This window comes from Roseibium sp. RP-7 (assembly GCF_053005225.1).
The window spans coordinates 1465199-1489563 of record NZ_JBRKQA010000001.1; the positions used below are offsets into that span (position 1 = coordinate 1465199).

Below are 24365 nucleotides of genomic sequence, written 5' to 3' on the forward strand. Positions count from 1 at the left end.
CCTCCTAGTGGCCGAGATAGACGTCAATGACCTTGGGATCGGCCTGCACCTTTGCCATTGAGCCCTCGGAGAGGATCTTGCCCTGGTGCAGGACGGTGACGCGGTGGGCGATGTCCTCGACAAATTTCATGTCGTGTTCGACAACCATCACCGATCGTCCCTTGGTGATTTCGTTGAGAAGCTTCGCGGTCTGCTTGCGCTCCGAGACGCTCATGCCGGCAACAGGTTCGTCGAGCATCAGGAGTTCCGGGTCCTGGATCAGCAACATGCCGATCTCCAGCCATTGTTTCTGGCCGTGGCTGAGCAGGGCTGCCTGCATGTCCAGAAGCGTGTCGAGGAACACCATTTCGGCAATCTCGCGCACGCGGGTCGTCACCTCCGCATCGCGCTTGAAGGTGAGGGCACCGAAGACACTTCGGCCACGGGGAAAGGAAAGCTCCAGGTTCTCGAAGACCGTCAGGTCCTCATAGATGGACGGGTTCTGGAACTTGCGTCCGACCCCCTCAAGCACGATCTCGTGTTCGCGCAGCTGGGTCAGTTCTTTTTGGCGGAATTTGATCGAGCCGGCAGTCGCCTTGGTGCGGCCGCAGATCAGATCGAGAACCGTTGTCTTGCCCGCGCCGTTCGGTCCGATGATGACGTGGATCTCATTTTCGTCGACATAAAGGTTCAGGTCGTTCACCGCCTTGAAGCCGTCAAAGGAAACAGACAGGTTTTCGATGGACAGCAGGAAGTCGGTGTTGTTGCTGATGGTGTTCATGTGTCTCTCCTACTCGGCTGGCTTTGCGGTTGCGTCGCCGTCAAGGTCGGGGGGAGGGCTGACTGGTTCTAACCTGTTGCCGCTATTGCCCCGTGAAATCAGCCGGTCGACATGCGGTGCCAGGTAGGTGCGATAGAGGCCGGACAATCCGTTCGGGAACACCAGGACAACGGCGATGAAGAGCCCGCCCAGGCCAAAGAGCCACAACTCGGGGAAGGTTTCGGAAAAGGTGGTCTTGGCCCAGTTCACCAGCAGCGTTCCGTAGACCGCGCCGAAGATGGAAAGCCTGCCGCCGACCGCACAGAAGATGACCATCTCGATGGAAGGAACGATGCCCACGAACGAGGGCGACATGAAGCCGACCTGCAAGGTGAACATGGCGCCGCCGATGGCTGACAGGACCGCGGCAAAACAGAAGACGAAGATCTTGATGTTGGAAACGTCGTAACCGGAAAACCGGACCCGGTCCTCCTTGTCCCTGACGGCGACCAAGAGACGGCCGAGCTTGCTTTTGAGAACGAACTGGCTCAGCAGCAGGACGGCGATCAGAAGACCGCCGTTGACGTAGTAGAGAACGTATTTGGCTTCGTCGGTGCGGATGTCCCATCCCTTCAGGGTCCTGAGATCCGTGATGCCGTTGACGCCGCCAGTATAGCCCTGCTGTCCGATGATCAGGATCGTCAGGATGGCTGCAATTGCCTGGGTAATGATGGCGAAGTAGACACCGCCAACCCTTCGCTTGAACATCGCCGCACCGATAACGAAGGCAAACAGCGCGGGCAGGACGATGATGGCCAGCAGCGTGAAGGTCAGGCTGTTGAAGGGTTCCCAGAACCAGGGCAGGGACGTGATCTGGTTCCAGTCCATGAAGTCGGGAATGCCCGGGGTGGACTGGATCGCGGTCGCTTCCGGCGTGGAGGCCTCCAGCTTCAGGTACATGGCCATGCAATAGCCGCCCAGGCCGAAGAAGACGCCTTGCCCAAGGCTCAGGATGCCGCCCTTGCCCCAGCACAGCACCAGTCCGATAGCCACGAAGGCATAGGTCAGGTATTTGCCGAACAGGTTGAGACGGAAGATGTCCATCGACAGGGGCATTAAGACGAAGATCAGCGCGGCTACGACCAGCAGTCCGATCAGTTCCTGTCGAGACAGCAGGGATTTCACATGTGTCATCGGAACCTCCTCAGCGACGGATTTTCAGGGAGAAGAGACCTTCGGGGCGCAGCATCAGGATCCCGACGACGGTCAGCAGGGTGAGGACCTTCGCCATGGAGCCGGAAAGGAAGAACTCCATGGTGGACTGGGCCTGACTGATGGCGAAGGAAGACGCGATCGTTCCGAGCAGGCTTGCAGCGCCGCCGAAAACGACGATCAGGAAGGTATCGACGATATAAAGCTGCCCGGCGGTCGGGCCGGTCGAGCCGATCATGGTGAAGGCGCTGCCGGCGATGCCTGCAATGCCGCAGCCGAGCGCGAAAGTGTGCCGGTCGACCCTTTCGGTGTTGATGCCGACGGCACCGGCCATGACGCGGTTCTGGACCACAGCACGGGTCTGCATGCCCATGCGGGAGCGGAACAGGATGAAATAGACGCCGATGGCGATGACCAGGGTCAGCACCATGACGAAGATGCCATTGATCGGGATTTCGATGATGTCCGTCAGCGGCACGGACCCGAGCAGCCAGTTCGGCAGGCTGACGCCGACTTCACGCGCGCCGAAGATCGACCGGTAGGCCTGCTGCAAAATGAGGCTCAAGCCCCAGGTGGCCAGCAGGGTATCCAGCGGACGCTTGTAGAGATGCCTTATGAGCGACCATTCGACGAGTGCCCCGAGGGCACCCGCAGCGACGAAGGCCAATGCCATGGCGAAGAAGAAGTAGATGCCGAACAGGGACGGGACATAGGTCTCGACGAAATTGGAGCAAAGGTAGGTGACATAGGCGCCCAGGATCATGAACTCGCCATGAGCCATGTTGATGACGCCCATCTGGCCGAAAATGATTGCAAGACCTAGGGCCATGAGGACGAAAACGGAAAACAGGATCAGTCCGGCAAAACCCTGCATGGCGAATATGGACCCGAGTTCCGTCCATGAATAATCGGCGAACATTGCGCGCGTCTCCATGCTGCGGGGTCAAGGCGGAACGCCTGTTCCCCTGCTGTGAATAAGGGTTTGAAACGAAGGGGACGGGCGCTGCGCAGGCTGCCTCCACGCAGCGCCCCGGTTATGCCCGCTTTCTGGAAGGGCGTTTCCATCCCTGGGGGAACTGTCGGAGGCTTATTGGTAGCCTTCCGGGAACGGATCCGGCTCCATCAGGTCGGCCGTCTCGTAAACCAGCTCGTACTGGCCGTCCGGCTTGGCAAGGCCGATCCGGGTCTTGGACCACAGGTGGTGATTTTCATGGACGCGGACATAGCCTTCCGGCGCGGTGGTGAGCTCGATGCCCGGGGAGGCAAGACGCACCTTGTCGATGTCGAAGCTGCCGGCCTTTTCAACCGCGGCCTTCCAAAGCCAGGGGCCGAGGTAGGCGGCCTGGGTTACGTCGCCGATAACGATGTCGTCGCCCCACATTTCCTTGAAGGACTTGACGAATTCGGCGTTGTTCTCATTGTCGAGAGACTGGAAGTACTTCATCGCGGCATAAGCGCCTTCGATGTTCTCGCCGCCGATGCCGCGGATTTCATCCTCGGTCACGGAGATGGTCAGAAGAACAGGCTTTTCCTTGGTCATGTCGATGCCGGCAGCCTTCAGCTGCTTGTAGAAGGCAACGTTGGAACCACCCACGACGATGGCGTAGATCACGTCCGGCTTCTTCAGCTTGATCTTGTTGATCACCGAGTTGAACTGGGTGTGGCCGAGCGGATAGTACTCTTCGCCGACGACCTCCAGGCCAAGCTTCTCGATGTGCTTGCGGGCGATCTTGTTGGACGTCCGCGGCCAGATATAGTCTGAACCAAGCAGATAGAAGCTCTTGGCGCCTTTTTCCTTGGCGACCCAGTCGATGCCGGCGATGATCTGCTGGGTGGCTTCCTGGCCGGTGTAGATCACGTTGGGAGACTGCTCCAGGCCTTCATAGAAGGTCGGATAGTAGAGCATGCCGTTATACTGCTCGAAGACGGGCAGAACGGCCTTGCGCGACGCGGATGTCCAGCATCCGAAAACAGCCGCGACCTTGTCGTTGACCAGCAACTTTTTCGCCTTTTCGGCAAAGGTCGGCCAGTCGGATGCGCCATCTTCCTGGATGTATTCAATCTTGCGTCCGAGCACGCCGCCCATGGCGTTGATCTGGTCGATGGCGAGCTTTTCCGCCTGTACCGACCCGGTCTCGGAAATCGCCATGGTTCCGGTGACGGAGTGCAGGATGCCGACCTTCACGGTGTCTTCGGTGACCGCAAGGCCAGTCGTGTTGGCGTCGTCGGCGATGGCAGGTGCAAATGTGCTGGCGGTGGCCAGCATTGCCGCGGCTGCCGTGCCTGACAGCACGGACCGGCGAGACAGCCGGTGGTCAATCAAGTCTTTCAGACGTTTCATTCTCTGGACCCCTCTGAGGTTGAGGTTGAAGCAGAGCGCCGTGAAGCTCCTCCGCATGCATCCAAGGCTCGTCTGGAATTGTGCGGTGCCGCAATGCGTCAGTTGCTGTGGGTTATTTGACTTATTTCTCCGCACTGCTGCATGTGAAAGACTTCCATGTTTGGAATAAATTCATAGTCCAAAAATCTGAAATTCGATCTTAAGGTAAGTTGTCATTCGTATTTTTTGAATTCGAATGACTTGTATTGATGGGAATATTGAAATTTTTTAATATTTTTTGAATGAGGCATAGAAATTGCTAGGAAGTTCGTCGATCGGCGGTTGTTGATCAATTCGAGGGGGAGGTCGCAAATCTTGAACAAAAAAGTGCATGAAAAATAGATGCGATGCACAATGAGTGGGCTGGCGCGCCGGTTCCGGCGGGCGGGATGGTGATGGGCAATGGGTAGTCATCAGCGGGTTGTGCGCCTGCGGAGAACATACAATCAGTGGGTCGCAAATCAGACCCTGGAGGACTTTGCGCTCCGTTTCACCGCCAAAAGCGCCCGCCGCTGGTCTCCGGTCTGGGTTGCCAACACCGCGCTGGGCGCAATTTCCTTCCTGGCCCTTGAGGCGATCGGGGCTGCCGTCACCTACAACTACGGTTTCACGAATGCCGTCTCGTCGATTGGCGTCGTCTGCCTGCTCATCTTCATTACCGGCCTTCCGATTGCCTATCACGCCGTGAAATACGGCGTGGATATCGACCTGCTCACCCGCGGAGCCGGGTTCGGTTATATCGGCTCGACAGTGACCTCGCTGATCTACGCAAGTTTCACCTTCATCTTCTTCGCCCTCGAGGCGGCCATCATGGCAACGGCGCTGGAGCTGTTCCTCGGTGTGCCGCTCAACATCGGCTACCTTCTGTGTACGCTTGTGGTCATTCCGCTGGTGATCTACGGCATCACCCTGATCAGCCGGCTGCAGATCTACACCCAGCCGCTCTGGATCGTGTTGCAGATCCTGCCGTTTGCTTTCCTGGCCTGGCAGGGCGTTGCCCCACTGGACGACTGGCAGAACTTCTCCGGCCGGTTAGGCGACGAGGGCGGCCAGTTCAGCCTCCTGCTTTTCGGTGCTTCAAGCGCCGTTCTGTTCTCGCTGATCGCACAGATCGGCGAACAGGTCGATTTCCTGCGCTTTTTGCCGCGTCAACGGCGCGGGCACAGGCTGAAATGGTGGTTCGCCCTTCTGGCGGCAGGTCCTGGCTGGATCCTTATCGGCGCGCTGAAACTGCTGCTGGGGTCGTTCCTGGTGGTTCTGGCCCTGCAGAGCGGCCTCAGCCCGGACAAGGCAATCGAACCGACGCACATGTATCTGGTCGCCTTCACCAGGGCCACGACGCCGGAGGTGGCAGTCGCCCTGACAGGGCTGTTCGTGATTGTCTGCCAGGTCAAGATCAACGTGACCAACTCCTACGCCGGCTCCATTGCCTGGTCGAATTTCTTCTCCCGTCTCACCCACAGCCACCCGGGCCGGGTGGTGTGGCTGGTCTTCAATGTGTCGATTGCACTCGCGCTCATGGAGCTTGGTGTCTACAAGGCGCTGGAACGCACGCTCGGTCTTTATTCCGTGGTTGCCGTTGCCTGGATCGGCGCGATCTTTGCCGATCTTGTCATCAACAAGCCGCTTGGGCTCAGCCCGAAACATATCGAGTTCAAGCGTGCCCATCTGTACGACATCAATCCGGTTGGCCTTGGCTCTATGGGCGCGGCAAGCCTGATCGCCCTCATTGCCTATTCCGGGGTGTTCGGCCAGACCGCTCATGCGCTGGCAAGCTACATTGCTCTGTTTACCGCCATTCTCCTTGCCCCGTTGATCGCCTATGCGACCGGCGGCAAATATTATATCGCCCGTGAACCGGTACGGGCTGTAACCCCCGACGGCGAACGTCCCCCCGACATTCAATGCTGTATTTGCGAGCATACGTTCGAGCATGAGGACATGGCGCATTGCCCGGTCTATTCGGGGCCGATCTGCTCGCTGTGCTGCTCACTCGATGCGCGCTGCGAGGATGACTGCAAACAGGAAGCACGCATCGGCGACCAGGTCACTGTTCTGCTTCATTCGATCCTTCCGGACCGGATCGCCGGCTGGATGAGCTCCCGGATCGGGCTTTATTTCAGTGTCATGATCCTGATCACCGCTTCGCTCGGGGCGATCCTGTCGCTTGTCTATGTCGAGGCGGAAACCATTTCGCCGGGGGCAGGCAGCGAAGGGGTCGGCAGGGCGCTGACCCAGGTCTTCTTCATCCTTCTGGTCACCTCGGGTGTCATGGCCTGGCTGTTCGTTCTTGTCCACGAAAGCCGGAAGTTCGCCAATGAGGAAACAAGGCGCCAGACCAGCCTTTTGATGAAGGAAATCCGCGCCCACAAACGCACCGACGCCAAGCTGCAGAAAGCCAAGGAAGCCGCGGAGGCCGCCAACGAAGCCAAGAGCCGTTATGTGGTCGGCATCAGCCACGAACTGCGTTCGCCGCTAAATGCGATCTCCGGCTACGCCCAGTTGATGCGCAAGGACCCGGCAATCCCCGCCCACAGACGAGACGCCGTGAAGGTGATCCAGCATTCGGCCGATCACCTGGCCGGGCTGATCGAGGGCCTGCTGGACATCTCCAAGATCGAGGCCGGGCATCTCACCATCTACCGGGAACGGTTCAACCTGCATGAATTCCTGGCGCAGACCGTCGACATGTTCCGCCTTCAGACCGACGCCAAGGAATTGCGCTTTCTGTTCGAGCCTGCCGAAAACCTTCCGGTGTTCGTGTTCGGTGACGAGAAGCGCTTGCGGCAGGTGCTGATCAACCTGTTGTCGAACGCCATCAAATGGACAGACACAGGCAGCGTCAAGCTGAAGGTGTCCTATCACAGCCAGGTTGCCGAATTTGCAGTGGTCGATACCGGCATCGGCATTGCTCCGGAAAATCTCGAGCGGATCTTCAATCCGTTCGAACGCATAGAGGAGGACGGCAAGGAGGCCGTTCCCGGGACGGGGCTCGGTCTGACGATCACCAAACTCCTGAGCGAAGTGATGGGTGGTGACATCCAGGTTTCAAGCACGGTTGGTGCCGGCAGCACGTTCAAGGTCCGCATGCTGCTGAGCGCCGCGGAAGCGCCGATCCAGGCGGGGCGGGCGGAAAAACGCATTCGCGGGTATCACGGTCCGATCCAGACGATCATGGTGGTGGATGACGATCCCGCCCAAAGGGCGCTGGTCAGGGATTTCCTGTCGCCGCTCGGTTTCAAGGTTCTTGCAGCTGCAAGCGGCCGCTCGTGTCTGGCGATGGTACAGGACGAACGTCCCGATGCCTTTCTGCTCGACATAAGCATGCCGGGCATGAGTGGCTGGGACCTTGCCCGCAAGCTGCGGGAAAGCGGATTTGGCGATGCGGTCATCATCATGATTTCGGCCAATGCGGATGACAGCGGCCGGGACCCGGTGCACCGGATCTATCATGATGATTACCTGGTGAAGCCCGTGAGGCTGCAGGAATTGCAGGACAAGCTTCAGCTGGCATTGAAACTCGTCTGGCGCACGGACGACCCCGCGGCAGCGCCGCCGGCAGAGGGCCTGCGATCGTCGGGCAGGGCGATATTCGAGAAGGCCTGCCTGCCGTCGGAAGAGAGCCTCGGGATTTTGAAACAGCTGAGCGACATCGGCTATGTGCGTGGAATCAAGGCAAAACTCGACGACATCGAGGCGCATGAGCCGCATGCGGCGGACTTTGTCCACCACATGCGGCGTCTCATCAAGGAATTCGATCTCACCCAATACGACAAGCTTCTGGAAAGGCTCGGACATGATCATGAGTGCTCCTAGTCAGGCCGAGACGGTGCTGCTGGTCGATGACACGCCTTCTTCCCTGGGCATGCTTTCGGACGCCCTGGAGGAAGCCGGTTTCACAGTTCTGGTGGCCCAAAGCGGTCGAAAGGCGATAGAAATCGCAGCCCGCGTGATCCCCAATGCGATCCTCATGGACGCGATCATGCCGGAGCTCGACGGTTTCGAAACCAGCAAGCGCCTGAAGGCGCTGGAAGACCTTCGGGATGTGCCGGTTCTCTTCATGACCGGATTGAGCGAGACGGAACATATTGTCAGGGGCCTGGAATCAGGTGGCGTCGACTATGTCACCAAGCCGGTCAACCCGGACGAACTGATCGCCCGTCTGCGCGTGCATATTTCCAACGCCCGAAATTCGCGCAGCGCCCATGTCGCACTTGATGCATCCGGTCGTTACTTGATGTCGGTCGACCTGTCGGGCGCCGTATGCTGGGCGACACCGCAAGCCTCCGCGCTGCTTGGTACGGGCACGGCCGAGGACGCAGCGGCAGCCGGGCAGTTGCCGGAAGCTGCCGTCGACTGGCTGCGCCACTACCTGCTGCCACAGGGAAAGGCTGCCCAGAAGGAAGAGGACATTGTTGCCCGCATCAAGGGACGGGAGTTGCGGTTCACTTATGCCGGCAACATCAGTGCGGGTGAGCATCTGCTGCGCGTGTCGGATGTCTCGGACAGCGTCCCTTCCGAAATCCTGAAGGATGCCTTCGACCTGACAGAACGCGAAGCCGAAGTCCTGATCTGGATTGCCAACGGCAAGTCCAACAAGGAAATCGCCTCCATTCTGGACATGAGCCCGCGCACGGTGAACAAGCATCTGGACCGGATCTTCGGCAAGCTGGGCGTTGAAAACCGGACCTCGGCCGCGGTTGTTTCACTGAGACGCATCCTGGAAGGCTGAACTCGGCTCGCAAGAAAGTCTTGCTGGAGGATGCGGCGCGTCGTTTGTCACCTGGTGTCTGGCGGTGGTTGGCAGAAACGGGCCAATTAGGTGAACGCACCTCGTTTGTTCAGCAACTGGGGGACGAGCTTCTTCCAGTTTCGGTCGGACGGGAAAATGGACGGGTCACTGTCTCCCTGTCTCAGGCCATGCCGCGCCATATTGGCGACGTCGGGGACTTGCAGGCGCTTGCCGAAGCACTGGGGCTCGACAAGACTGAACCGGCCCTTGGGCCGCAGGAAGCGGTTGTGGTCTCCACGGGTGCGGCGCATATGCTCGTCAGGCTCGTTTCGCGCGACGAAGTTGACCGCGCGGATCCTGACGCCTCCATGCTTCTTCCGTTGTTGGAGCGTGCCGGTGCGCAAGGATGTTATGTTTTCACGACATCTGGTGAACAGAGAGGGGAAGCCTATGCTCGCTTCTTCAATCCAACGGTAGGCATTCGGGAAGACCCGGCAACAGGAAGTGCCGCAGGCCCACTGGGGTGGCTATTGGCCAACCGCAGCGGTGCTGGAGGACAAGAAACGTTTACGGTCGTACAGGGAGTTTCTATGGGTAGGGAAAGCCATATTCGGCTTCTCGTACGCCCTGACGCTGTTGAGCTGACCGGATCCGCTGTGCTCACTGCAACGGGCCAATTGCATCTCTAGCTATTGGAACGAGCTCAGACCTGGCTGCTGTTCGATGCCGGCTCGAAGCATACGGCGCGGACAGCGCCGCTGATGCAGGTGACCTGAGCCCCGATCCTCTTCCACATCAGTGCGGGGTCCTTCGGTTGATCGGCGTGCTACCCAACCTGCCACCCAAGGCACCACTCGGAGTAGGCCGTCGGCACCAACCCCAAAATCAGTTATGATCGACAGGGGAACAATGGTGCGTTCCCGTCAACGCGACGAAATGAAAGGTTGTCGAACCAGACGGCGTGCCCGCGCGGTGCACAGAGACCTTCGGTAACGATATCGAAAACAACGACAATTTCGGGTCAGATTTCGGTGTGACCTTCAAGATCACGCCAACGATTTCAAACTTAATATACAATGCGTTCAATTCAATTCACGGCAGAGAAGGTTCCATGAAAAATCTCATTCTCGCTTCAATCGTAGCATTTGTATCCTGGCCGGTGCTTGCCCAGGAACCGCCTGCCAAAACATTGATTACAAACGTTCAGGTGTTTGACGGTGAAAGCGAGACCCTGGTCGAAAACGCCAGTGTTCTCATCGAAGGCAATCTGATCAAATCGGTGTCAACGGAGTCAATCCACAGTGATGACGCCACGATTATCGACGGTGGCGGTCGGACAATGATCCCCGGTCTTATCGACGCGCATTGGCACACCATGCTGGCCTTCTGGCCGGTCGGCAAGGTTCTGAACAGTGACATCGTCACACTCAGTTTTGCCGCGGCAAAATCGCAAGAGGAAACCCTCATGCGTGGGTTCACGACCATTCGGGACGCAGGCGGTGCATCGATTCCGATCGCGAAGGCTATCGACTCAGGCATGATCGTCGGACCACGCATGTACCCTTCCGGTCCGGTCATCGGCCAGACCGCAGGCCATGGCGACTGGCGCAGCCCCCTCAACATTCCCGAAGAGAAATTTCAGCCGCTGGATTACGCCCAGAAAACCGGGCAAACGCTGATCGCCGATGGCGTTCCCGAAGTGATGAAGCGGACGCGCGAGGTTCTTCGCATGGGGGCCTCACAGATCAAGGCCATGGCCGGGGGCGGGGTCAATTCGCTCTACGACCCGCTTGACGTGACGCAATACACGTTCGAGGAGGCGAAGGCGCTGGTCGATGTCGCCAAGACCTGGAACACCTACGTCATGATCCACGCCAACACGGACACGGCCATCCGCCAGTGGGTCGAGGCCGGTGCGATGTCGGTCGAGCACGGGTTCTTCATCGAGGACGCGACGGCCCAGCTGATGGCCGAAAAGGGCGTCTGGTGGAGCATGCAGGCGTTTGAGGCCACCGGCGAGGACGCCTTCGTTTTCGACAACGAGGCCAGCAACCGGAAGTATGTGGGAGCCGTCGCGGGGATCGAAAACGTAGTCGGGTTAGCCAAGAAGCATGGAGTCAACATCGCCTGGGGAACCGACCTGCAATTCGATCCGGCCTTGCTGCCGAAACAGGGCAAGTTCCTGGCGAAGCTCTCCAAATGGTTCACGCCTTACGAAGCACTGAAGATCGCGACCCATGACAACGCGACGCTGCTGAAGATGAGCGGGCCGCGCGATCCCTATCAGGAGGGCGATCTGGGTGTGATCAGGGAAGGCGCTTATGCGGACCTGATCCTGGTCGACGGCAATCCGCTGGAAAACCTCGATCTGGTCGCAGATCCCGAGGCGAATTTCGACCTCATCATGAAAGACGGCGTGATCTACAAGAATACAATCAACTAGAAACGGTTCCTATCGGACACACTCGAGGCGACCAACAATGAAGCGACGTATCAAATTTTCAGCTGGAATTTCGCTTGTGGCTGCGATTGCCATCAGTGTATCGGCCTGGGCGGATGAAACGCCTGATTTCTCCTCCAAGCAGATGCAAGGCGTCGAGCAGGTTACCATCGACGTCGATCTGGATGGCGCGGTGAAGAGGCTGTCCAGGGCGGTGCAGTTCCCCACGATCTCGAACCAGGACAGAAACGACTTCGACACCAAGGCGTTTGACGACTATCACGCGTTCCTGGTCGAGGCCTATCCGGAGGTCCATAAGACCCTGAAGCGGGAAATCCTCGGCGACCCGCGTCCTTACAGCCTGCTTTACACCTGGGAAGGCAAGAACCCGGACCTGCCGCCGGCTCTTTTCTACGCGCACCAAGATGTGGTGCCCGTGCCCGAAGACTCTCTCGACCAGTGGGAGCAAGAGCCCTTCTCCGGGGCCGTGGTGGACGGCTACCTCTGGGGCCGCGGCACAATGGACGACAAGAACCAGATCCACGGCATTCTCGAAGCCGCCGAGATGAAAATCAAGGAAGGCTACCAACCCGAGCGGACGCTCTATTTCGTCTTTGGGCAGGACGAGGAGGTCGGTGGCCCGGAAGGGGCGAGATTCATCGCGGAAACCCTGGAGAAGCGCGGCATCAAGCGATTTGCCTTCGTCATGGACGAATCCGCTCCGCTAATTCCAGGCATATTCCCCGGTCTGCCCGACAATACGGCGCTGATCGGAATCGCGCAGAAGGGCTATGTCAGTCTGGAACTCGCCATGCATGGCGTCGGCGGACATTCCTCCCAGCCGCCCGAAGAATCGAACATCGGTATCCTGGCGTCCGCGATCACAAAGCTGGAGGCCGCGCAGTTCCCCTACCGCATCCATCCGGCTCTGCGCTATCAGTACCGCTATCTCGGCCCCGAACTGGACGAAGCCTATCAGCCGCTTTATTCCGCAGTTGCGTTCGGCAAGGACGGTGAGATGACCGACCTCGAGAAGCAGTTCGTTGAGGTCATGGCCGGCAACCAGGTCACCAGAGCCATGATGCACACGACAATCGCGGTGACCATGTTCAATGCCGGCGTCAAGGACAATATCCTGCCGCCCTCTGCAACTGCCGTGGTCAACTTCCGGCCGATGCCGGGTGATACGCCTGACGTGATCATTGAACACGTCAAGAAGGCCATCGACGATGATCGTATCACCGTGCGCGACATCTCCGCCTCGAGGCTCGCAACCGCGATGGCCGACCCGGAGGGGCCCGGCTACAAGACGCTCGAGAAAACCATTCGCCAGATCTGGGGAAATGACTTGGTTGTCGCGCCGTTCTTCGTCATCGGCGGCTCGGATTCCGCGCACTTCCAGGCGCGGCCCTTTGCTCCGGATGTCTATACTATTACCGCCATCCAGCTTGAAAACATGAAGGAATTCGAAGGATTTCACGGCGTCAACGAGCGCCTCTTGGTGGAGGAATATGGCAAGACCATTGGCTTCTTCTACCAGATCATGGACAACCTGGACGATCTGAAGTGATCGCATGAGAGGATTCCGACAGGTTCTCGGTCGCGAACAAGACAACGTAGCCCCGGCGCTATATTCTTCAGTTGGTGCTAGAGGAACAACGCGAAAGGCAAGAGGAGGACCGCTCGGCGACCTGTGCCCAGCCGAGCGGGTAACAGGTTACTGCGCTCGCAAACGTGGCCAGCAAAATCACTCGCAACGTTCCGGGTGCCAAGGCAGAATTCTCCTCGGGTTTGGAAGGCAAGAAACACTTAGCTGTTGATTTTCAACGAGAACTGACTTGGTAAGGCCCGATTTTCACCGAGAACTGACCGATGTTAAATCCACTCCTGCGTGATATCGGTGAGGGAATACGGAGTGATAGACATGGCGCTGTTGAGCGCTATCAGGCGCCGGCATTTTCGTGATCAGCTTTCAATCCCGGTGTCTCCCGACGCACCGGATTGCCCTGGAACACAGTGCGTAAGTCGCTCGGGACTTGGGTTCTCAGGTATTAGACGCCGGTGGTTTTGTGCTTGATCGGACGGGACATTGGAAGGGCCATGTGTACCAGTCGGCTGGCGAATACCCAGTCAGTACCAAAGAGTTATGTGAATTCAATGGCTTGAATGGTGCTGCCGGAGAGATTTGAACTCTCGACCTCTCCCTTACCAAGGGAGTGCTCTACCCCTGAGCTACGGCAGCATCTGGCTTGTCTTTGGGACAGCCGCGGCGTCGAACTTTTTTGCTTGAAAAGCTTGAGTTGCAAGACGCAAGTGCTGGTGCCGATCAGCGGTGCCGACCGGAATGAGGGGGCTTTTGCCATAAGACCTTCGGGGACGCAAGCAGTGTTTTGGGATTTTTTTCCGCGGTCATTTGCTCCCTCCCGTCAAAGCCGGGACGATTGAAGGGTTGGCGCGGCAAAGCTGGTGCTTTTGGCCCTGTTTCGCCTGTGGATATTAAGCAATCCTGCCGGTCGTGATGCAGAGCAGATTGGCCTTTTCGGGAGAGGGGAGACAGGCTCTCGCCGAAAGGCGGGTGGAAGCAGCGTCCGGGGAAATCAGAAGTTTGGGAACAGGGAAGACTGAAGGCGGGGCTCAGCACCGTGTGCAGGCTACTTGGCGCGATGCTGCTTATCTCTGGTGGGGGGCGGCATGGCCGCGGACACGTTTTGGGCAGCGATGGGAAGACCGAATGCTGCTGAAGCTGGCAGGGTTAGCGGCAAACAATGCGGAAGACACAAGACGCCTAGGCAAGCTGCGGGCAGCTTGCTAGACAAATGAATCACAGGATCATCACACAGGCGCGCCATGGGCGAAAAAGACCAGCAGCACAAGTCCGCTGAAAGCGGCGGCGGAAAATCCGGCAAGCAGACAGGCGAAAAGGCGTCGGACAAAGCCGGGGTGAAATCCCGCGAAGACCGGCTGGCCGAAGCCTTGAGAGCCAATCTGCGCCGCCGCAAGTCTGCTGCCAAGACGCGGGACGCCGACTGAGGACCATCAGCCGGATGTTCGGCAGGACTGTGTCGCCCCAAAATTGCCCGGTCGCAGCCGGTTGCGCGCCTTGCATGGGCCATAACTTGCGTGTAGACCGCACGTTTGATGTGAGTTTCTTGACGTATGCAAAGGGATGGCCGTGCGGTGAGCACGGTCCTGTTCGGGGAAAAACATGGACAGTATCAAGGTCGTTGGCGGTGCGGAACTGAATGGTGTCATTCCGATTTCCGGCGCGAAGAATGCGGCACTGCCGCTGATGATCGCATCGCTCCTGACGGATGAGACCCTGACGCTGTCGAATGTGCCGCGCCTTCGCGACGTTGCCCAGCTTATGCAGATCCTGTCCAATCACGGGGTTGATTACTCGGTGAACGGCAAGCGCAGTGGCCAGGATGACCTTGCCGGACAGACGCTGAACCTGACCGCCCGTGAAATCGTCGACACCACCGCGCCTTATGAGCTGGTTTCCAAGATGCGTGCCAGCTTCTGGGTTATCGGACCGCTGGTTGCCCGCAGCCATGAAGCGCGGGTCTCGCTGCCTGGCGGCTGTGCAATCGGCACACGGCCGGTAGACTTCTTCATCGACGGTCTGGCAGCGCTCGGCGCTGAGATCGAGATCGACGGCGGCTATGTCATCGTCAAGGCCCCGGGCGGGCTGAAAGGTGCTCGCGTCGAGTTTCCGAAGGTTTCCGTCGGTGCAACCCACACAATCATGATGGCGGCGACGCTGGCCAGTGGTGAGACGGAAATCGTCAATGCCGCGCGCGAGCCGGAAGTCGTCGATCTTGCCAAGTGCCTGAAGGCCATGGGCGCGAAGATCGAGGGTGAAGGCACATCGACTATCCGCATCCAGGGTGTGCCGCGCCTTCATGGTGCGCATCACGCGGTTGTTCCGGACCGGATCGAAACGGGTACCTATGCCATGGCTGTTGCCATGACCGGTGGTGACGTTCTGTTGCAAGGCGCCCGTTCGGACCTTCTGGAAACGGCGCTCGAGACACTTCGCCAGACCGGCGCGGACATTACGCAGACCGCCGACGGCATCAAGGTTTACCGCAACGGCAACGGCATCCAGCCGGTGGATATCACCACCGAACCGTTCCCGGGCTTTCCGACCGACCTGCAGGCCCAGTTCATGGCTCTGATGACGAAGGCCGGCGGTACGAGCCGGATTACCGAAACCATTTTTGAAAACCGGTTCATGCACGTGCAGGAACTGGCCCGCCTCGGTGCTCAGATCCATGTGGACGGCCGCACGGCAATGATCGAAGGCGTCTCGACCCTGCGCGGTGCTCCGGTCATGGCAACGGATCTGCGGGCGTCCGTCTCGCTGGTTATTGCCGGTCTGGCAGCAGAAGGCGAAACGACGGTCAGCCGTGTCTATCACCTCGACCGCGGGTTTGAGCGTCTGGAAGACAAACTGACCCGCTGCGGCGCGAAGATCGAGCGCATCTCGGCCTGATAAAGCCATCGGATTACGGTGTGAAAACATGGGCGGCATGGACTGCGCCGCACCCCATGTAATGTATTTTTCGCGAAATCTACTGCGCCGTTTGCCGCTTGATCACCCGGCCACGTGACGTGAAAGAGGGGCCGGGACCGCCGCTGCCACTGGTCATGATGGCTTCTGCGATGGGGCTGAGGGCACCACTATCCGACGACCACACGAGCAGGAAATTCGCCCCGACGCCGCCAGTGGTGTCGTTGATCGGGATCAGTACTGTTTTCGACTGCATGGGCGCAAGGTCCACCGGCGCATCAAGCAGAGTGCGCAGCAAGGTGCCCTCCTCGTTGTGATAATCGACCTGCTGCAACGTTATGGTGGCTTCAGGGTCGACATTGTGTACGGCAAGTGTTGCCGCCAGAAGGTCGGACCTGTTCGGATGGGAAAAGACCCGCGAATAGGCCGGGACATATATGGTCTCACCCAGAACCTTCTCGGTAAAATCCTGTGACTGGACATCCATCGGCGTCTGGAAAAGAAGCAGGCTGCCTGCCAGCAGGCCGAGGCAGGTGGATCGTTTCAGCATTACGTGCCCGTGCGTTCGTGTGATGGTAGGGTGTCGCCCTGATGTGCTGGCGTCACTTTCCAGAATGCGTGCCCTGATTGCAAGACGGAAGGCAGATGGCAGGTGATTACAAATCGACGCCGGGATAACTTGCGGGACGAAGTTGGAGCGACTGCATGAATGCACAGACAATCCGGTTTTTGGTCCAGCTGGCCTTTGCCTTCGCGGCACTGTTCGCTGTTGTCCTTGTTCCGGCGCCCTACGGGCCGTCTCTGGGCTTCTTCTTGCTTGTGTTCGGGCTCTGGCTGGGCCGCCGGATCTTCCGGCGGATCGCATCGCTGGACGAGGTCAAGGCGGATCTGCGCCAGCGGGTGGATGAAGGCCCTTGAGGGCGCCACGATGCCGCAAGGCATGTTTCAGGGCATTGGAGATTGCCAAAACCGTTATTCCCCATTAGGCAACAGCCTTGGGACCGGGCAGAAAGTCGCTTATATGCGTCCTGCCAGACAACGCATGACCGGATCAGAACAAGAGCAAATGGACCAGCTGAAACTTGCCGCCCTTGACCAGGAAGACCTTCAGGTTCTTTCCGCCCATCTGCAGGACGCGGTGATCACCATCGCGGATATCCGCTATCTGCCGAAGGAGCAGAAGGCCGTGTTCGTGCTGAACCGGTTCGTGTGGGACAAGGAAGCCGACAAGCGATCGAAGGAACATGAGCGCCGCCGCACGGCGCTGGCCTTTGCGCAGGTCAAGGCCATGAAGGCGCAGAACATCAACCAGAAGGCCAAGGGTGCCGTCCTGGAATTGCTCGCCGTGACCTTCGAGCCGGGCGAAGAGCCGGCCGGCACGATCCAGCTCGCCTTTGCAGGTGGTGGCAGCCTTGCGCTCGAGGTGGACTGCATCGAGGCGCAACTGTCGGACCTGGGCGCCGCATGGTCCACGCCGAACCTGCCGCAACACGACCTCAGCTGACCGCCCGCACGGAATGACAGACGGTGCAAGGCACCGCACATGATGGAGAATTGCGTGGTTCTACGCCTTAACATCAACGACGCCCGCTTCGAAGACCAGTTCAAGGCTCTCCTTTCCGGCAAACGGGAAGTGTCGGAGGATGTCGACCAGATCGTCCGGGATATTCTCGAGCGTGTTCGCACCGAAGGCGACAAGGCAGTCCTCGACTATACGGCAAGGTTCGACCGGCTGCAGGCCGAGAGCATGGCCGAACTGACGGTGTCCGCCGCAGAAATTGATGCCGCGCTTGCAAAGGTGCCGCAGGAGACGTTGGACGCCCTGCAGCTTGCCCACGACCGCATTCACGCCCACCATGCCCGCCAGATGCCGAAGGACGACCGCTATACCGATCCCATCGGCGTGGAACTCGGTTCGCTCTGGACCGCTGTCGAGGCTGTCGGCATCTATGTGCCCGGTGGTACCGCAAGCTACCCGAGTTCGGTTCTGATGAATGCCGTGCCGGCCAAGGTCGCGGGCGTGGAACGCATCGTCATGGTGGTTCCGAGCCCGGACGGGGTGCTGAACCCGCTGGTGCTGGCTGCCGCCAGAATTGCCGGTGTCACGGAAATCTATCGTATTGGCGGTGCACAGGCCGTTGCTGCTCTTGCCTATGGAACGCAGACCATTGCCCCGGTCGCCAAGATCGTCGGTCCGGGCAATGCCTTTGTGGCGGCTGCCAAGCGCCGTGTCTTCGGCACTGTCGGCATCGACATGATCGCGGGCCCGTCCGAAGTGCTGATCCTGGCCGACAGTGGCAACAATGCCGACTGGCTTGCTGCCGATCTGCTGGCACAGGCCGAACACGATACCGCTGCGCAGTCGATCCTGATCACCGACAGCGAAGATCTTGCGAACCAGGTGGAAGCTGCCGTCGAAGCGCAGTTGAAAACGTTGCCGCGTGAAGATGTTGCCCGTGCCAGCTGGCAGGATTACGGAGCAATCATCCTGGTGGACGATCTGGAGGCGGCAATGCCGCTAGCCAACCGAATTGCTCCCGAACACCTGGAACTTGCCGTTGCCGATCCGGAAGCGCTGCTGAAGAAGGTGCGCAACGCAGGCGCCGTGTTCCTGGGTCATTATACGCCTGAAGCCATTGGCGACTATGTCGGCGGGTCCAATCATGTGTTGCCGACCGCGCGGTCGGCTCGCTTTTCGTCGGGTCTGAGCGTGCTGGAATTCGTCAAACGCACCTCGATCCTGAAATGCAATGCGGATAATCTGCGTCAGCTCGGGCCGGCGGCAATCGCTCTTGGTGAATCAGAGGGGTTGTCGGCGCACGCGCGCTCTGTTTCCATCAGACTGAATTTGTAGCTCCCGATTTGAAGAAGAGGCTTCGACCAGATGAGCGAACCGCACCCGGATCCCGAACCGCAACAAACCGGCGGAAAGCTGGTTGATGTGGTTTTGGACGAAGCCTCTATCGCCCGGTCCACACCGGAAGTGGAGCATGACCGTGCTGTTGCGATCTACGACCTGATTGAGGAAAACGCGTTTCAGCCCGTCGGGCATCCGCCTGCGAGCTATGTTCTCAACCTGTCGGTAATCGAAAAGAAGCTGGTTTTCCGGATCAGGACCGATGACGACAAGGAAGTCGTCACTCATGTTTTGTCACTGTCTCCGCTGCGCAAGATCGTCAAGGACTACGACCTGATCTGCGAAAGCTATTACGAGGCCATCCGCCACGCGACACCGAGCCAGATCGAGGCGATCGACATGGGGCGGCGCGGGGTCCACAACGAAGGCTCTGCCATTTTGATGGAGCGGCTGGAAGGGAAGATAGAAGTCGACATGCAGACGGCACGACGGCTGTTTACCCTCGTTTACGCCTTGCACTGGAAGGGCTGACGGATATGGCCGGGCCGGGCATGCGTCCGACTGCGGTGCTTTTTGCCTGCGGAATGAATTCCGTGCGCTCGCCCATGGCCGAGGCTCTGACGGCCAAACTCTTTCCCAGCCAGATTTATGTGCGTTCCGCCGGTGTCCGTTCCGGCAAGGTTGACCCGTTCGTGGACGCGGTCATGGCCGAAATAGGCGTCGACATGAGCCGGCACACGCCGAAGACATTCGAGGATCTGGACGAATCCGGGTTCGATCTTGTGGTCACTCTCGCTCCCGAGGCGCACCACAAGGCGCTCGACATGACAAGAACGGAATCGGTCGAAGTCGAATACTGGCCGACTCTCGATCCGACCCTTGCCACCGGCAGCCGGGAGCAGATCCTGGGCGAATACCGGGCAGTGCGCGATCAGCTCATGATGCGCATCAAGAAGCGCCTGGACTGGGCGCCGCCGCCAAGCGGCTGAACCTGAAGGAACAAGATGAAATTCGAAATCACGTCGCAGGTCCTGACGGACCGGCTGGTACTGCGTCCCATGGAGCCAGGCGATGCGGAGGCACTCCATGCCTACCAGTCTCTGCCGGAGGTTGCTCGTTTCCAGTTCTGGGAACCACGGAGCCTGGAGGAAATCCGGTCGAAACTGACCAAATGGGCGGACATGAAGTGCCTGGATGGTGAAGGGACACTGGCCTTAGCGGTAGAGAAACGGAAGGACGGTGGTGTCATCGGTGACGTTTCGCTGAGGGTGACGAACGTGGAGGCGCGCCAGGGCACGATCGGGTTCACATTGAACCCTCAATATCAGGGCAGGGGCTTTGCCACGGAGGCTGGCCGCGCGCTACTGCGCATGGGGTTCGAGGATCTCGGACTGCACCGCATCTTCGCTAGCTGCGATGCCCGCAACAACGCGTCCTGGGGAGTGATGGAACGCCTGGGCATGCGCAGGGAGGCCCATTTTCGCGAGCATGCCCTGTTCAAGGGTGGTTGGGACGAAGAGTTCTATTATGCAATTCTTGAAGATGAGTGGCGTGAACAGCAGGAAAATGCCGGGTTTTCCGGCGTAAATCCGGCAGGAAATGGCGATCGCAGGCGGTGATGCATAGGATCTGGCAGTTTCTTTGCATAGCGGTGGAAAGAAAGGTTCACTTTCTGCCGCTAATCCGTTAGTTTCCCCGGCACCCGCGGGCAGGGCCCGCTTTATTCAGGATATCAAATGGCCAAAGAAGAAGCTCTGGAGTTTCCGGGCGTCGTAACAGAACTGTTGCCGAACGCGACGTTCCGCGTAAAACTGGAAAATGATCACGAAATTATTGCCCACACGGCAGGGCGTATGCGCAAGAACCGTATCCGCGTACTGGCGGGCGACAAGGTTCTTGTCGAAATGACCCCGTATGATCTTACCAAGGGGCGGATCACCTACCGCTTCAAGTAAGCGGATCCTTCAAGGTGACCCCGGCTGCAAGGCTCGCTCTTAGATGACCAATGCCCCTCAGTTGATCCTGGCCTCCGCCTCGCCGCGCCGCCTCGCGCTGCTGCAGCAGATCGGACTGGAGCCGGATCACCTCCTGCCGGCCGATATTGACGAAACGCCGAAGAAGCATGAAACACCGCGCAGTCTTGCGCTGCGCCTGGCGCGTGCAAAGGCTGAAGCCGTTCGTCAGATGGCCGATGCGTCCGAAGCGATGCAGGACAGTGTGGTGCTGGCTGCCGATACCGTGGTTGCGGTCGGCCGCCGGGCCTTGCCCAAGGCGGAGCTGACCGATCAGGCGCTCATGTGCCTGTCTCTCCTGTCGGGCCGTGGCCACCGGGTGTTCACCGGGGTGGCCGTTGCAGAGGCAAACGGCAAGGTCCGTTCCAAGCTTGTCGAAACCCGCGTGCGGTTCAAACGCCTGACGCGCAAGGACATGGACGACTATATTTCCTCCGGCGAGTGGCGCGGCAAGGCAGGCGGATATGCCATTCAGGGGCTCGCGGGAAGTTTTGTCGTCAAACTGGTCGGGTCCTACCCGGCGGTGGTCGGACTGCCCCTGGTGGAAACCGCGAACCTGCTGAGTTCAGCCGGATACCCTGTGCATCAGGGCTGGGCGACAGCGGCAGCCTGAAGCTGTCGAGATCGTATTCGGCAAGCCGATGATCCATCACCGGCTGCCTTTTCAGCAGTTGGCGCGAAGCAGAAATCCGGAGAGTGAAATGGCCGAAAGCCAGAAACCCGAACGGCGCATGCGCCCCTGTCCAATCTGCTCGAAATTGTCGACGCCGGACGATTATCCGTTCTGCTCGGATCGCTGCGCCAAGATTGATCTGAACCGCTGGTTCTCCGAGGGGTACACTATACCCGTGGTAGAAACCGACGATATCGACGAGAGCAATTTCCCGGACGAAGACCGCTCCTGACACGTCCTGGTGCGCCATGTGATCCGTCGGTTCGTTTGCCGGCGAAGCAGGCGCGAAGGCCTTGCCGGTATTCCAGGCAGAACTCGGCGCCTCAGTGCTCCTTTCCCGATAATCTTCTCAAAAGACCCTGAAAACCGCCCGTCACCGGAGTTTTCGGGAAGGCTTGCCATTTGCCTGTTCAGCCGGCTGCCACGGAACTTGGCTCGGCAGAGTTGGCGGGATTGAGCTATTTTTAGGCAGCGCTGCAAAAATATTTATCCAGCAAAATTTTTTTCAGTTTCATGCCGCCAAACACTTGCAGCTGTCATAAAACTGCACCAAGATCTTTTTATACCGGCGATCCTGACGCCCTGAATTCCGGTTTTGTCCGGTAGGGTTGATGCCTTTTGTTGAGGGGCGTACGGGGTTTTTAAGAACACCGGGAAGCCGGCGTCAGGCGTCTCGTTCCTGATACGGCATAACCAACCTATCCAAGGGCGAGGGTCCGATGAAAAAACGTTTTCTGAGCGCCGCAGTGCTGTCCGTGACCACGGCACTGTCGACGGCAGCCTATGCCGATTATTCGCTGACGATCTTGCATACCAACGACTTCCACAGCCGTATCGAGCCGATCAACAAGTACGATTCGACCTGCGGTGAAGAGGATAATGCAGAAGGCAAATGCTTCGGTGGCACGGCGCGCCTCGACACGATCATCAAGGATCGCCGCGCGGCCAGCAACAACACGATCCTCGTCGACGGTGGTGACCAGTTCCAGGGCACGCTGTTCTATACCTATTACAAGGGCAAGGCTGCCGCCGAGTTCATGAACAAGCTCGGCTACGACGGAATGACCGTCGGCAACCATGAATTTGATGATGGACCTGAAGTCCTGCGCGGCTTCATGGATGCGGTGGAGTTTCCGGTTCTGATGTCCAACGCGGATGTGTCGAAGGAGCCTCAGCTTGCCGATGTGCTGAAGCCTTCGATCGTCATCGAACGCGGCGGTGAGAAGATCGGCCTGATCGGCCTGACGCCGGAAGACACCGATGAACTTGCCAGCCCCGGCGCGAATATTTCCTTCACCGATCCGGTTGCAGCCGTAACCCGCGAAGCGGAGAAACTTGCTGCCGAAGGCGTCAACAAGATCATCGTCCTCAGCCACTCCGGCTATAACGTCGACAAGGAAGTTGCTGCCAAGGCACCTGGCATCGACGTGATTGTCGGCGGCCACTCCAACACTTATTTGTCCAACACGTCGGACGATGCCGAAGGCCCGTATCCGACCATGATCGACGGTCCGGATGGAACGCCGACCGCCGTCGTTCAGGCCTACGCCTACGGCAAGTTCCTGGGCGAGCTGAACGTGACCTTTGACGACAATGGCGTCATCACGGAAGCTGCCGGTGAGCCGATCATTATCGACAACACCATCGTCGAAAATCCGGAACTTGTTTCCCGCATCAAGGAACTCGCCGAACCGCTCGACGAAATCCGCAAGGAAGTCGTTGCCCAGGCCGATGCTCCCATCGGCGCCGACCGGGAAGTCTGTCGTGCCCAGGCTTGCGAAATGGGGATCCTGGTCGCAGATGCCATGCTTGATCGCGTCAAGGGCCAGGGTGTCCAGATCGCCATCCAGAACGGCGGTGGTCTGCGTGCCTCCATCGACGCCGGCGAGATCACCAAGGGCGAAGTCCTGACGGTGCTGCCGTTCCAGAACACGCTGTCCACTTTCGAACTGAAGGGGTCCGATGTGATCGCGGCTCTTGAAAACGGTGTCAGCCAGGTGGAAGAGGGCGCGGGCCGTTTCCCGCAAGTGGCCGGTCTTAAGTATTCCTTCGACAAGACCAAGCCCGCCGGGGAGCGGATCTCCGATGTCATGGTGATGGAAGGCGACAGCTACGTCCCGCTGGATCCGGAAAAGGTCTACGGCGTGGTGTCCAACAACTACATGCGCGGTGGCGGCGACGGCTACAAGATCTTCGCGACCAACGGCATGAACGCCTACGACTTCGGCCCGGACCTGGCCGATGTGGTTTCCGATTATCTTGCAGGCAAGAACGGTTACTCAGCCTACACGGACGACCGGATCACCGTGAAATAAGATCGACAGGATCGTTGATGACTGTCAGAAGCGCGCCATTCGTGGCGCGCTTCTTTCGTTTGCACGTCAGTATTTGGGGGAGATCGGGTGCGTACCGCAGGATAGAGGTGATGACTTGACTGTGGGCCAGAGAGCCTCCGACCACGTGCCTTGTTGCGACAGAAGCCGAGATATATGTGACACAGTACGAAACGATTTTGGTCAGGCTCGGGAAAGATATTGTTTTTCAGAAGGTTAGTGGGGCTGAAAGTTTTCAACAGGTGAGGTGAGGCCGTTCGGCAAAAAACTTTGCCGGGGTGCTGGACAAGGTTTCAGGGAGCCTCTATAAGGACCGGGCTTTCAGCGAACGGGGCTCGCCCCGGACCACTTGCAAGGCACGCCCAGATAGCTCAGTTGGTAGAGCAGCGGATTGAAAATCCGCGTGTCGCTGGTTCGATTCCGGCTCTGGGCACCACTCTCCCTCTACAGTTTGTCAAGTTTTTCAAGACGTTG

Annotated in this window: 22 protein-coding genes and 2 tRNA genes; 18 read left to right on the forward strand and 6 right to left on the reverse strand. The window is 58.9% G+C overall.

The features are described 5' to 3' along the window. Positions 1-4: 4 nt before the first annotated feature. From urtD to urtA, 4 genes are all read right to left on the reverse strand, one after another. Positions 5-760 carry an urea ABC transporter ATP-binding protein UrtD gene (gene urtD, locus ACVDG9_RS06635; RefSeq protein WP_022999885.1) on the reverse strand — a complete coding sequence of 252 codons (756 nt, stop codon included), beginning with the start codon at positions 758-760 and terminating at the stop codon, positions 5-7. Between the two features lie 9 nt (positions 761-769). After that, entirely contained in the window at positions 770-1933 is a 1164-nt protein-coding gene (urtC, locus tag ACVDG9_RS06640; RefSeq protein ID WP_062489740.1) for an urea ABC transporter permease subunit UrtC, read from the reverse strand. Between the two features lie 10 nt (positions 1934-1943). Beyond that, on the reverse strand, positions 1944-2870 hold the full coding sequence (urtB, locus tag ACVDG9_RS06645) for an urea ABC transporter permease subunit UrtB (protein ID WP_062491829.1): 927 nt from the start codon (positions 2868-2870) through the stop codon (positions 1944-1946). A gap of 168 nt (positions 2871-3038) precedes the next feature. Next, positions 3039-4217, reverse strand: a complete 1179-nt coding sequence (gene urtA, locus ACVDG9_RS06650; RefSeq protein WP_208984573.1) for an urea ABC transporter substrate-binding protein — start codon at positions 4215-4217, stop codon at positions 3039-3041. A gap of 516 nt (positions 4218-4733) precedes the next feature. Here urtA and ACVDG9_RS06655 point away from each other — a divergent pair. The 5 genes from ACVDG9_RS06655 (at position 4734) to ACVDG9_RS06675 (ending at position 13073) form a co-directional block, all read left to right on the forward strand. Beyond that, positions 4734-8147, forward strand: coding sequence for a hybrid sensor histidine kinase/response regulator (locus ACVDG9_RS06655; RefSeq protein WP_168685758.1), 3414 nt, complete (start codon positions 4734-4736; stop codon positions 8145-8147). After that, complete coding sequence (locus ACVDG9_RS06660; protein WP_035908266.1) at positions 8134-9063, forward strand: response regulator transcription factor; 930 nt, start codon at positions 8134-8136, stop codon at positions 9061-9063. The genes ACVDG9_RS06655 and ACVDG9_RS06660 overlap by 14 nt, the downstream gene beginning before the upstream one ends. A gap of 20 nt (positions 9064-9083) precedes the next feature. Next, complete coding sequence (locus tag ACVDG9_RS06665; protein WP_447237587.1) at positions 9084-9752, forward strand: PhzF family protein; 669 nt, start codon at positions 9084-9086, stop codon at positions 9750-9752. A gap of 422 nt (positions 9753-10174) precedes the next feature. Beyond that, positions 10175-11506 carry a metal-dependent hydrolase family protein gene (locus tag ACVDG9_RS06670; protein WP_447237588.1) on the forward strand — a complete coding sequence of 444 codons (1332 nt, stop codon included), beginning with the start codon at positions 10175-10177 and terminating at the stop codon, positions 11504-11506. 37 nt (positions 11507-11543) lie between these two features. Further along, positions 11544-13073 carry a M20 family peptidase gene (locus ACVDG9_RS06675; RefSeq protein WP_447237589.1) on the forward strand — a complete coding sequence of 510 codons (1530 nt, stop codon included), beginning with the start codon at positions 11544-11546 and terminating at the stop codon, positions 13071-13073. Between the two features lie 597 nt (positions 13074-13670). Here ACVDG9_RS06675 and ACVDG9_RS06680 read toward each other — a convergent pair. Next, a tRNA-Thr gene (locus tag ACVDG9_RS06680) sits at positions 13671-13745 on the reverse strand. 605 nt (positions 13746-14350) lie between these two features. Here ACVDG9_RS06680 and ACVDG9_RS06685 point away from each other — a divergent pair. Beyond that, positions 14351-14533 (forward strand): hypothetical protein, encoded by a 183-nt coding sequence (locus ACVDG9_RS06685; RefSeq protein WP_370199767.1) that lies wholly within the window; start codon positions 14351-14353, stop codon positions 14531-14533. 175 nt (positions 14534-14708) lie between these two features. Then, positions 14709-15998 carry a UDP-N-acetylglucosamine 1-carboxyvinyltransferase gene (gene murA / locus ACVDG9_RS06690; RefSeq protein ID WP_022999896.1) on the forward strand — a complete coding sequence of 430 codons (1290 nt, stop codon included), beginning with the start codon at positions 14709-14711 and terminating at the stop codon, positions 15996-15998. A 79-nt stretch (positions 15999-16077) separates the two neighbouring features. On the opposite strand, the gene ACVDG9_RS06695 is transcribed toward murA, so the two are convergent. Continuing rightward, a complete protein-coding gene (locus ACVDG9_RS06695; RefSeq protein WP_447237590.1) occupies positions 16078-16566 on the reverse strand; it encodes a DUF3124 domain-containing protein in 489 nt (162 codons plus the stop codon). Positions 16567-16721: 155 nt separating this feature from the next. Between ACVDG9_RS06695 and ACVDG9_RS06700 the strand changes: the two genes are divergently transcribed. The 11 genes from ACVDG9_RS06700 to ACVDG9_RS06750 all read left to right on the forward strand — a co-directional run bounded on the left by ACVDG9_RS06700 (position 16722) and on the right by ACVDG9_RS06750 (position 24327). Continuing rightward, the gene (locus ACVDG9_RS06700; RefSeq protein WP_022999898.1) at positions 16722-16934 is read left to right on the forward strand and encodes a hypothetical protein; all 213 of its coding nucleotides are present in this window, start codon (positions 16722-16724) and stop codon (positions 16932-16934) included. A 148-nt stretch (positions 16935-17082) separates the two neighbouring features. Then, positions 17083-17520: a DUF2948 family protein gene (locus ACVDG9_RS06705; RefSeq protein ID WP_031268943.1), complete on the forward strand. Its 438-nt coding sequence runs from the start codon at positions 17083-17085 to the stop codon at positions 17518-17520. Between the two features lie 42 nt (positions 17521-17562). Next, positions 17563-18870 carry a histidinol dehydrogenase gene (gene hisD, locus ACVDG9_RS06710; RefSeq protein ID WP_077293138.1) on the forward strand — a complete coding sequence of 436 codons (1308 nt, stop codon included), beginning with the start codon at positions 17563-17565 and terminating at the stop codon, positions 18868-18870. A 30-nt stretch (positions 18871-18900) separates the two neighbouring features. Then, positions 18901-19404 (forward strand): UPF0262 family protein, encoded by a 504-nt coding sequence (locus tag ACVDG9_RS06715; RefSeq protein WP_022999901.1) that lies wholly within the window; start codon positions 18901-18903, stop codon positions 19402-19404. 5 nt (positions 19405-19409) lie between these two features. Then, positions 19410-19862 (forward strand): arsenate-mycothiol transferase ArsC, encoded by a 453-nt coding sequence (locus tag ACVDG9_RS06720; RefSeq protein WP_447237591.1) that lies wholly within the window; start codon positions 19410-19412, stop codon positions 19860-19862. Between the two features lie 15 nt (positions 19863-19877). After that, positions 19878-20492: a GNAT family N-acetyltransferase gene (locus tag ACVDG9_RS06725; RefSeq protein ID WP_447237592.1), complete on the forward strand. Its 615-nt coding sequence runs from the start codon at positions 19878-19880 to the stop codon at positions 20490-20492. Positions 20493-20609: 117 nt separating this feature from the next. Continuing rightward, positions 20610-20828, forward strand: a complete 219-nt coding sequence (gene infA / locus ACVDG9_RS06730; RefSeq protein ID WP_006939340.1) for a translation initiation factor IF-1 — start codon at positions 20610-20612, stop codon at positions 20826-20828. 43 nt (positions 20829-20871) lie between these two features. Next, the gene (locus tag ACVDG9_RS06735; protein WP_006939342.1) at positions 20872-21498 is read left to right on the forward strand and encodes a Maf-like protein; all 627 of its coding nucleotides are present in this window, start codon (positions 20872-20874) and stop codon (positions 21496-21498) included. A gap of 88 nt (positions 21499-21586) precedes the next feature. After that, positions 21587-21790 (forward strand): DNA gyrase inhibitor YacG, encoded by a 204-nt coding sequence (gene yacG, locus ACVDG9_RS06740; protein WP_031268946.1) that lies wholly within the window; start codon positions 21587-21589, stop codon positions 21788-21790. Positions 21791-22277: 487 nt separating this feature from the next. Continuing rightward, positions 22278-23873, forward strand: coding sequence for a bifunctional metallophosphatase/5'-nucleotidase (locus ACVDG9_RS06745; protein ID WP_022999905.1), 1596 nt, complete (start codon positions 22278-22280; stop codon positions 23871-23873). Positions 23874-24251: 378 nt separating this feature from the next. Then, positions 24252-24327, forward strand: a tRNA-Phe gene (locus tag ACVDG9_RS06750). The last annotated feature ends 38 nt before the right edge of the window (positions 24328-24365 follow it).

Excerpts from the sequence above, each read along its gene's own strand:
- urtD (WP_022999885.1), bottom strand. The coding sequence starts at position 760 with ATGAACACCATCAGCAACAACACCGACTTCCTGCTGTCCATCGAAAAC.
- urtC (WP_062489740.1), bottom strand. The coding sequence starts at position 1,933 with ATGACACATGTGAAATCCCTGCTGTCTCGACAGGAACTGATCGGACTG.
- urtB (WP_062491829.1), bottom strand. The coding sequence starts at position 2,870 with ATGTTCGCCGATTATTCATGGACGGAACTCGGGTCCATATTCGCCATG.
- urtA (WP_208984573.1), bottom strand. The coding sequence starts at position 4,217 with ATGCTGGCCACCGCCAGCACATTTGCACCTGCCATCGCCGACGACGCC.
- ACVDG9_RS06655 (WP_168685758.1), top strand. The coding sequence starts at position 4,734 with ATGGGTAGTCATCAGCGGGTTGTGCGCCTGCGGAGAACATACAATCAG.
- ACVDG9_RS06660 (WP_035908266.1), top strand. The coding sequence starts at position 8,134 with ATGAGTGCTCCTAGTCAGGCCGAGACGGTGCTGCTGGTCGATGACACG.
- ACVDG9_RS06670 (WP_447237588.1), top strand. The coding sequence starts at position 10,175 with ATGAAAAATCTCATTCTCGCTTCAATCGTAGCATTTGTATCCTGGCCG.
- ACVDG9_RS06675 (WP_447237589.1), top strand. The coding sequence starts at position 11,544 with ATGAAGCGACGTATCAAATTTTCAGCTGGAATTTCGCTTGTGGCTGCG.
- ACVDG9_RS06685 (WP_370199767.1), top strand. The coding sequence starts at position 14,351 with ATGGGCGAAAAAGACCAGCAGCACAAGTCCGCTGAAAGCGGCGGCGGA.
- murA (WP_022999896.1), top strand. The coding sequence starts at position 14,709 with ATGGACAGTATCAAGGTCGTTGGCGGTGCGGAACTGAATGGTGTCATT.
- ACVDG9_RS06695 (WP_447237590.1), bottom strand. The coding sequence starts at position 16,566 with ATGCTGAAACGATCCACCTGCCTCGGCCTGCTGGCAGGCAGCCTGCTT.
- ACVDG9_RS06700 (WP_022999898.1), top strand. The coding sequence starts at position 16,722 with ATGAATGCACAGACAATCCGGTTTTTGGTCCAGCTGGCCTTTGCCTTC.
- ACVDG9_RS06705 (WP_031268943.1), top strand. The coding sequence starts at position 17,083 with ATGGACCAGCTGAAACTTGCCGCCCTTGACCAGGAAGACCTTCAGGTT.
- hisD (WP_077293138.1), top strand. The coding sequence starts at position 17,563 with ATGGAGAATTGCGTGGTTCTACGCCTTAACATCAACGACGCCCGCTTC.
- ACVDG9_RS06715 (WP_022999901.1), top strand. The coding sequence starts at position 18,901 with ATGAGCGAACCGCACCCGGATCCCGAACCGCAACAAACCGGCGGAAAG.
- ACVDG9_RS06720 (WP_447237591.1), top strand. The coding sequence starts at position 19,410 with ATGGCCGGGCCGGGCATGCGTCCGACTGCGGTGCTTTTTGCCTGCGGA.
- ACVDG9_RS06725 (WP_447237592.1), top strand. The coding sequence starts at position 19,878 with ATGAAATTCGAAATCACGTCGCAGGTCCTGACGGACCGGCTGGTACTG.
- infA (WP_006939340.1), top strand. The coding sequence starts at position 20,610 with ATGGCCAAAGAAGAAGCTCTGGAGTTTCCGGGCGTCGTAACAGAACTG.
- ACVDG9_RS06735 (WP_006939342.1), top strand. The coding sequence starts at position 20,872 with ATGACCAATGCCCCTCAGTTGATCCTGGCCTCCGCCTCGCCGCGCCGC.
- yacG (WP_031268946.1), top strand. The coding sequence starts at position 21,587 with ATGGCCGAAAGCCAGAAACCCGAACGGCGCATGCGCCCCTGTCCAATC.
- ACVDG9_RS06745 (WP_022999905.1), top strand. The coding sequence starts at position 22,278 with ATGAAAAAACGTTTTCTGAGCGCCGCAGTGCTGTCCGTGACCACGGCA.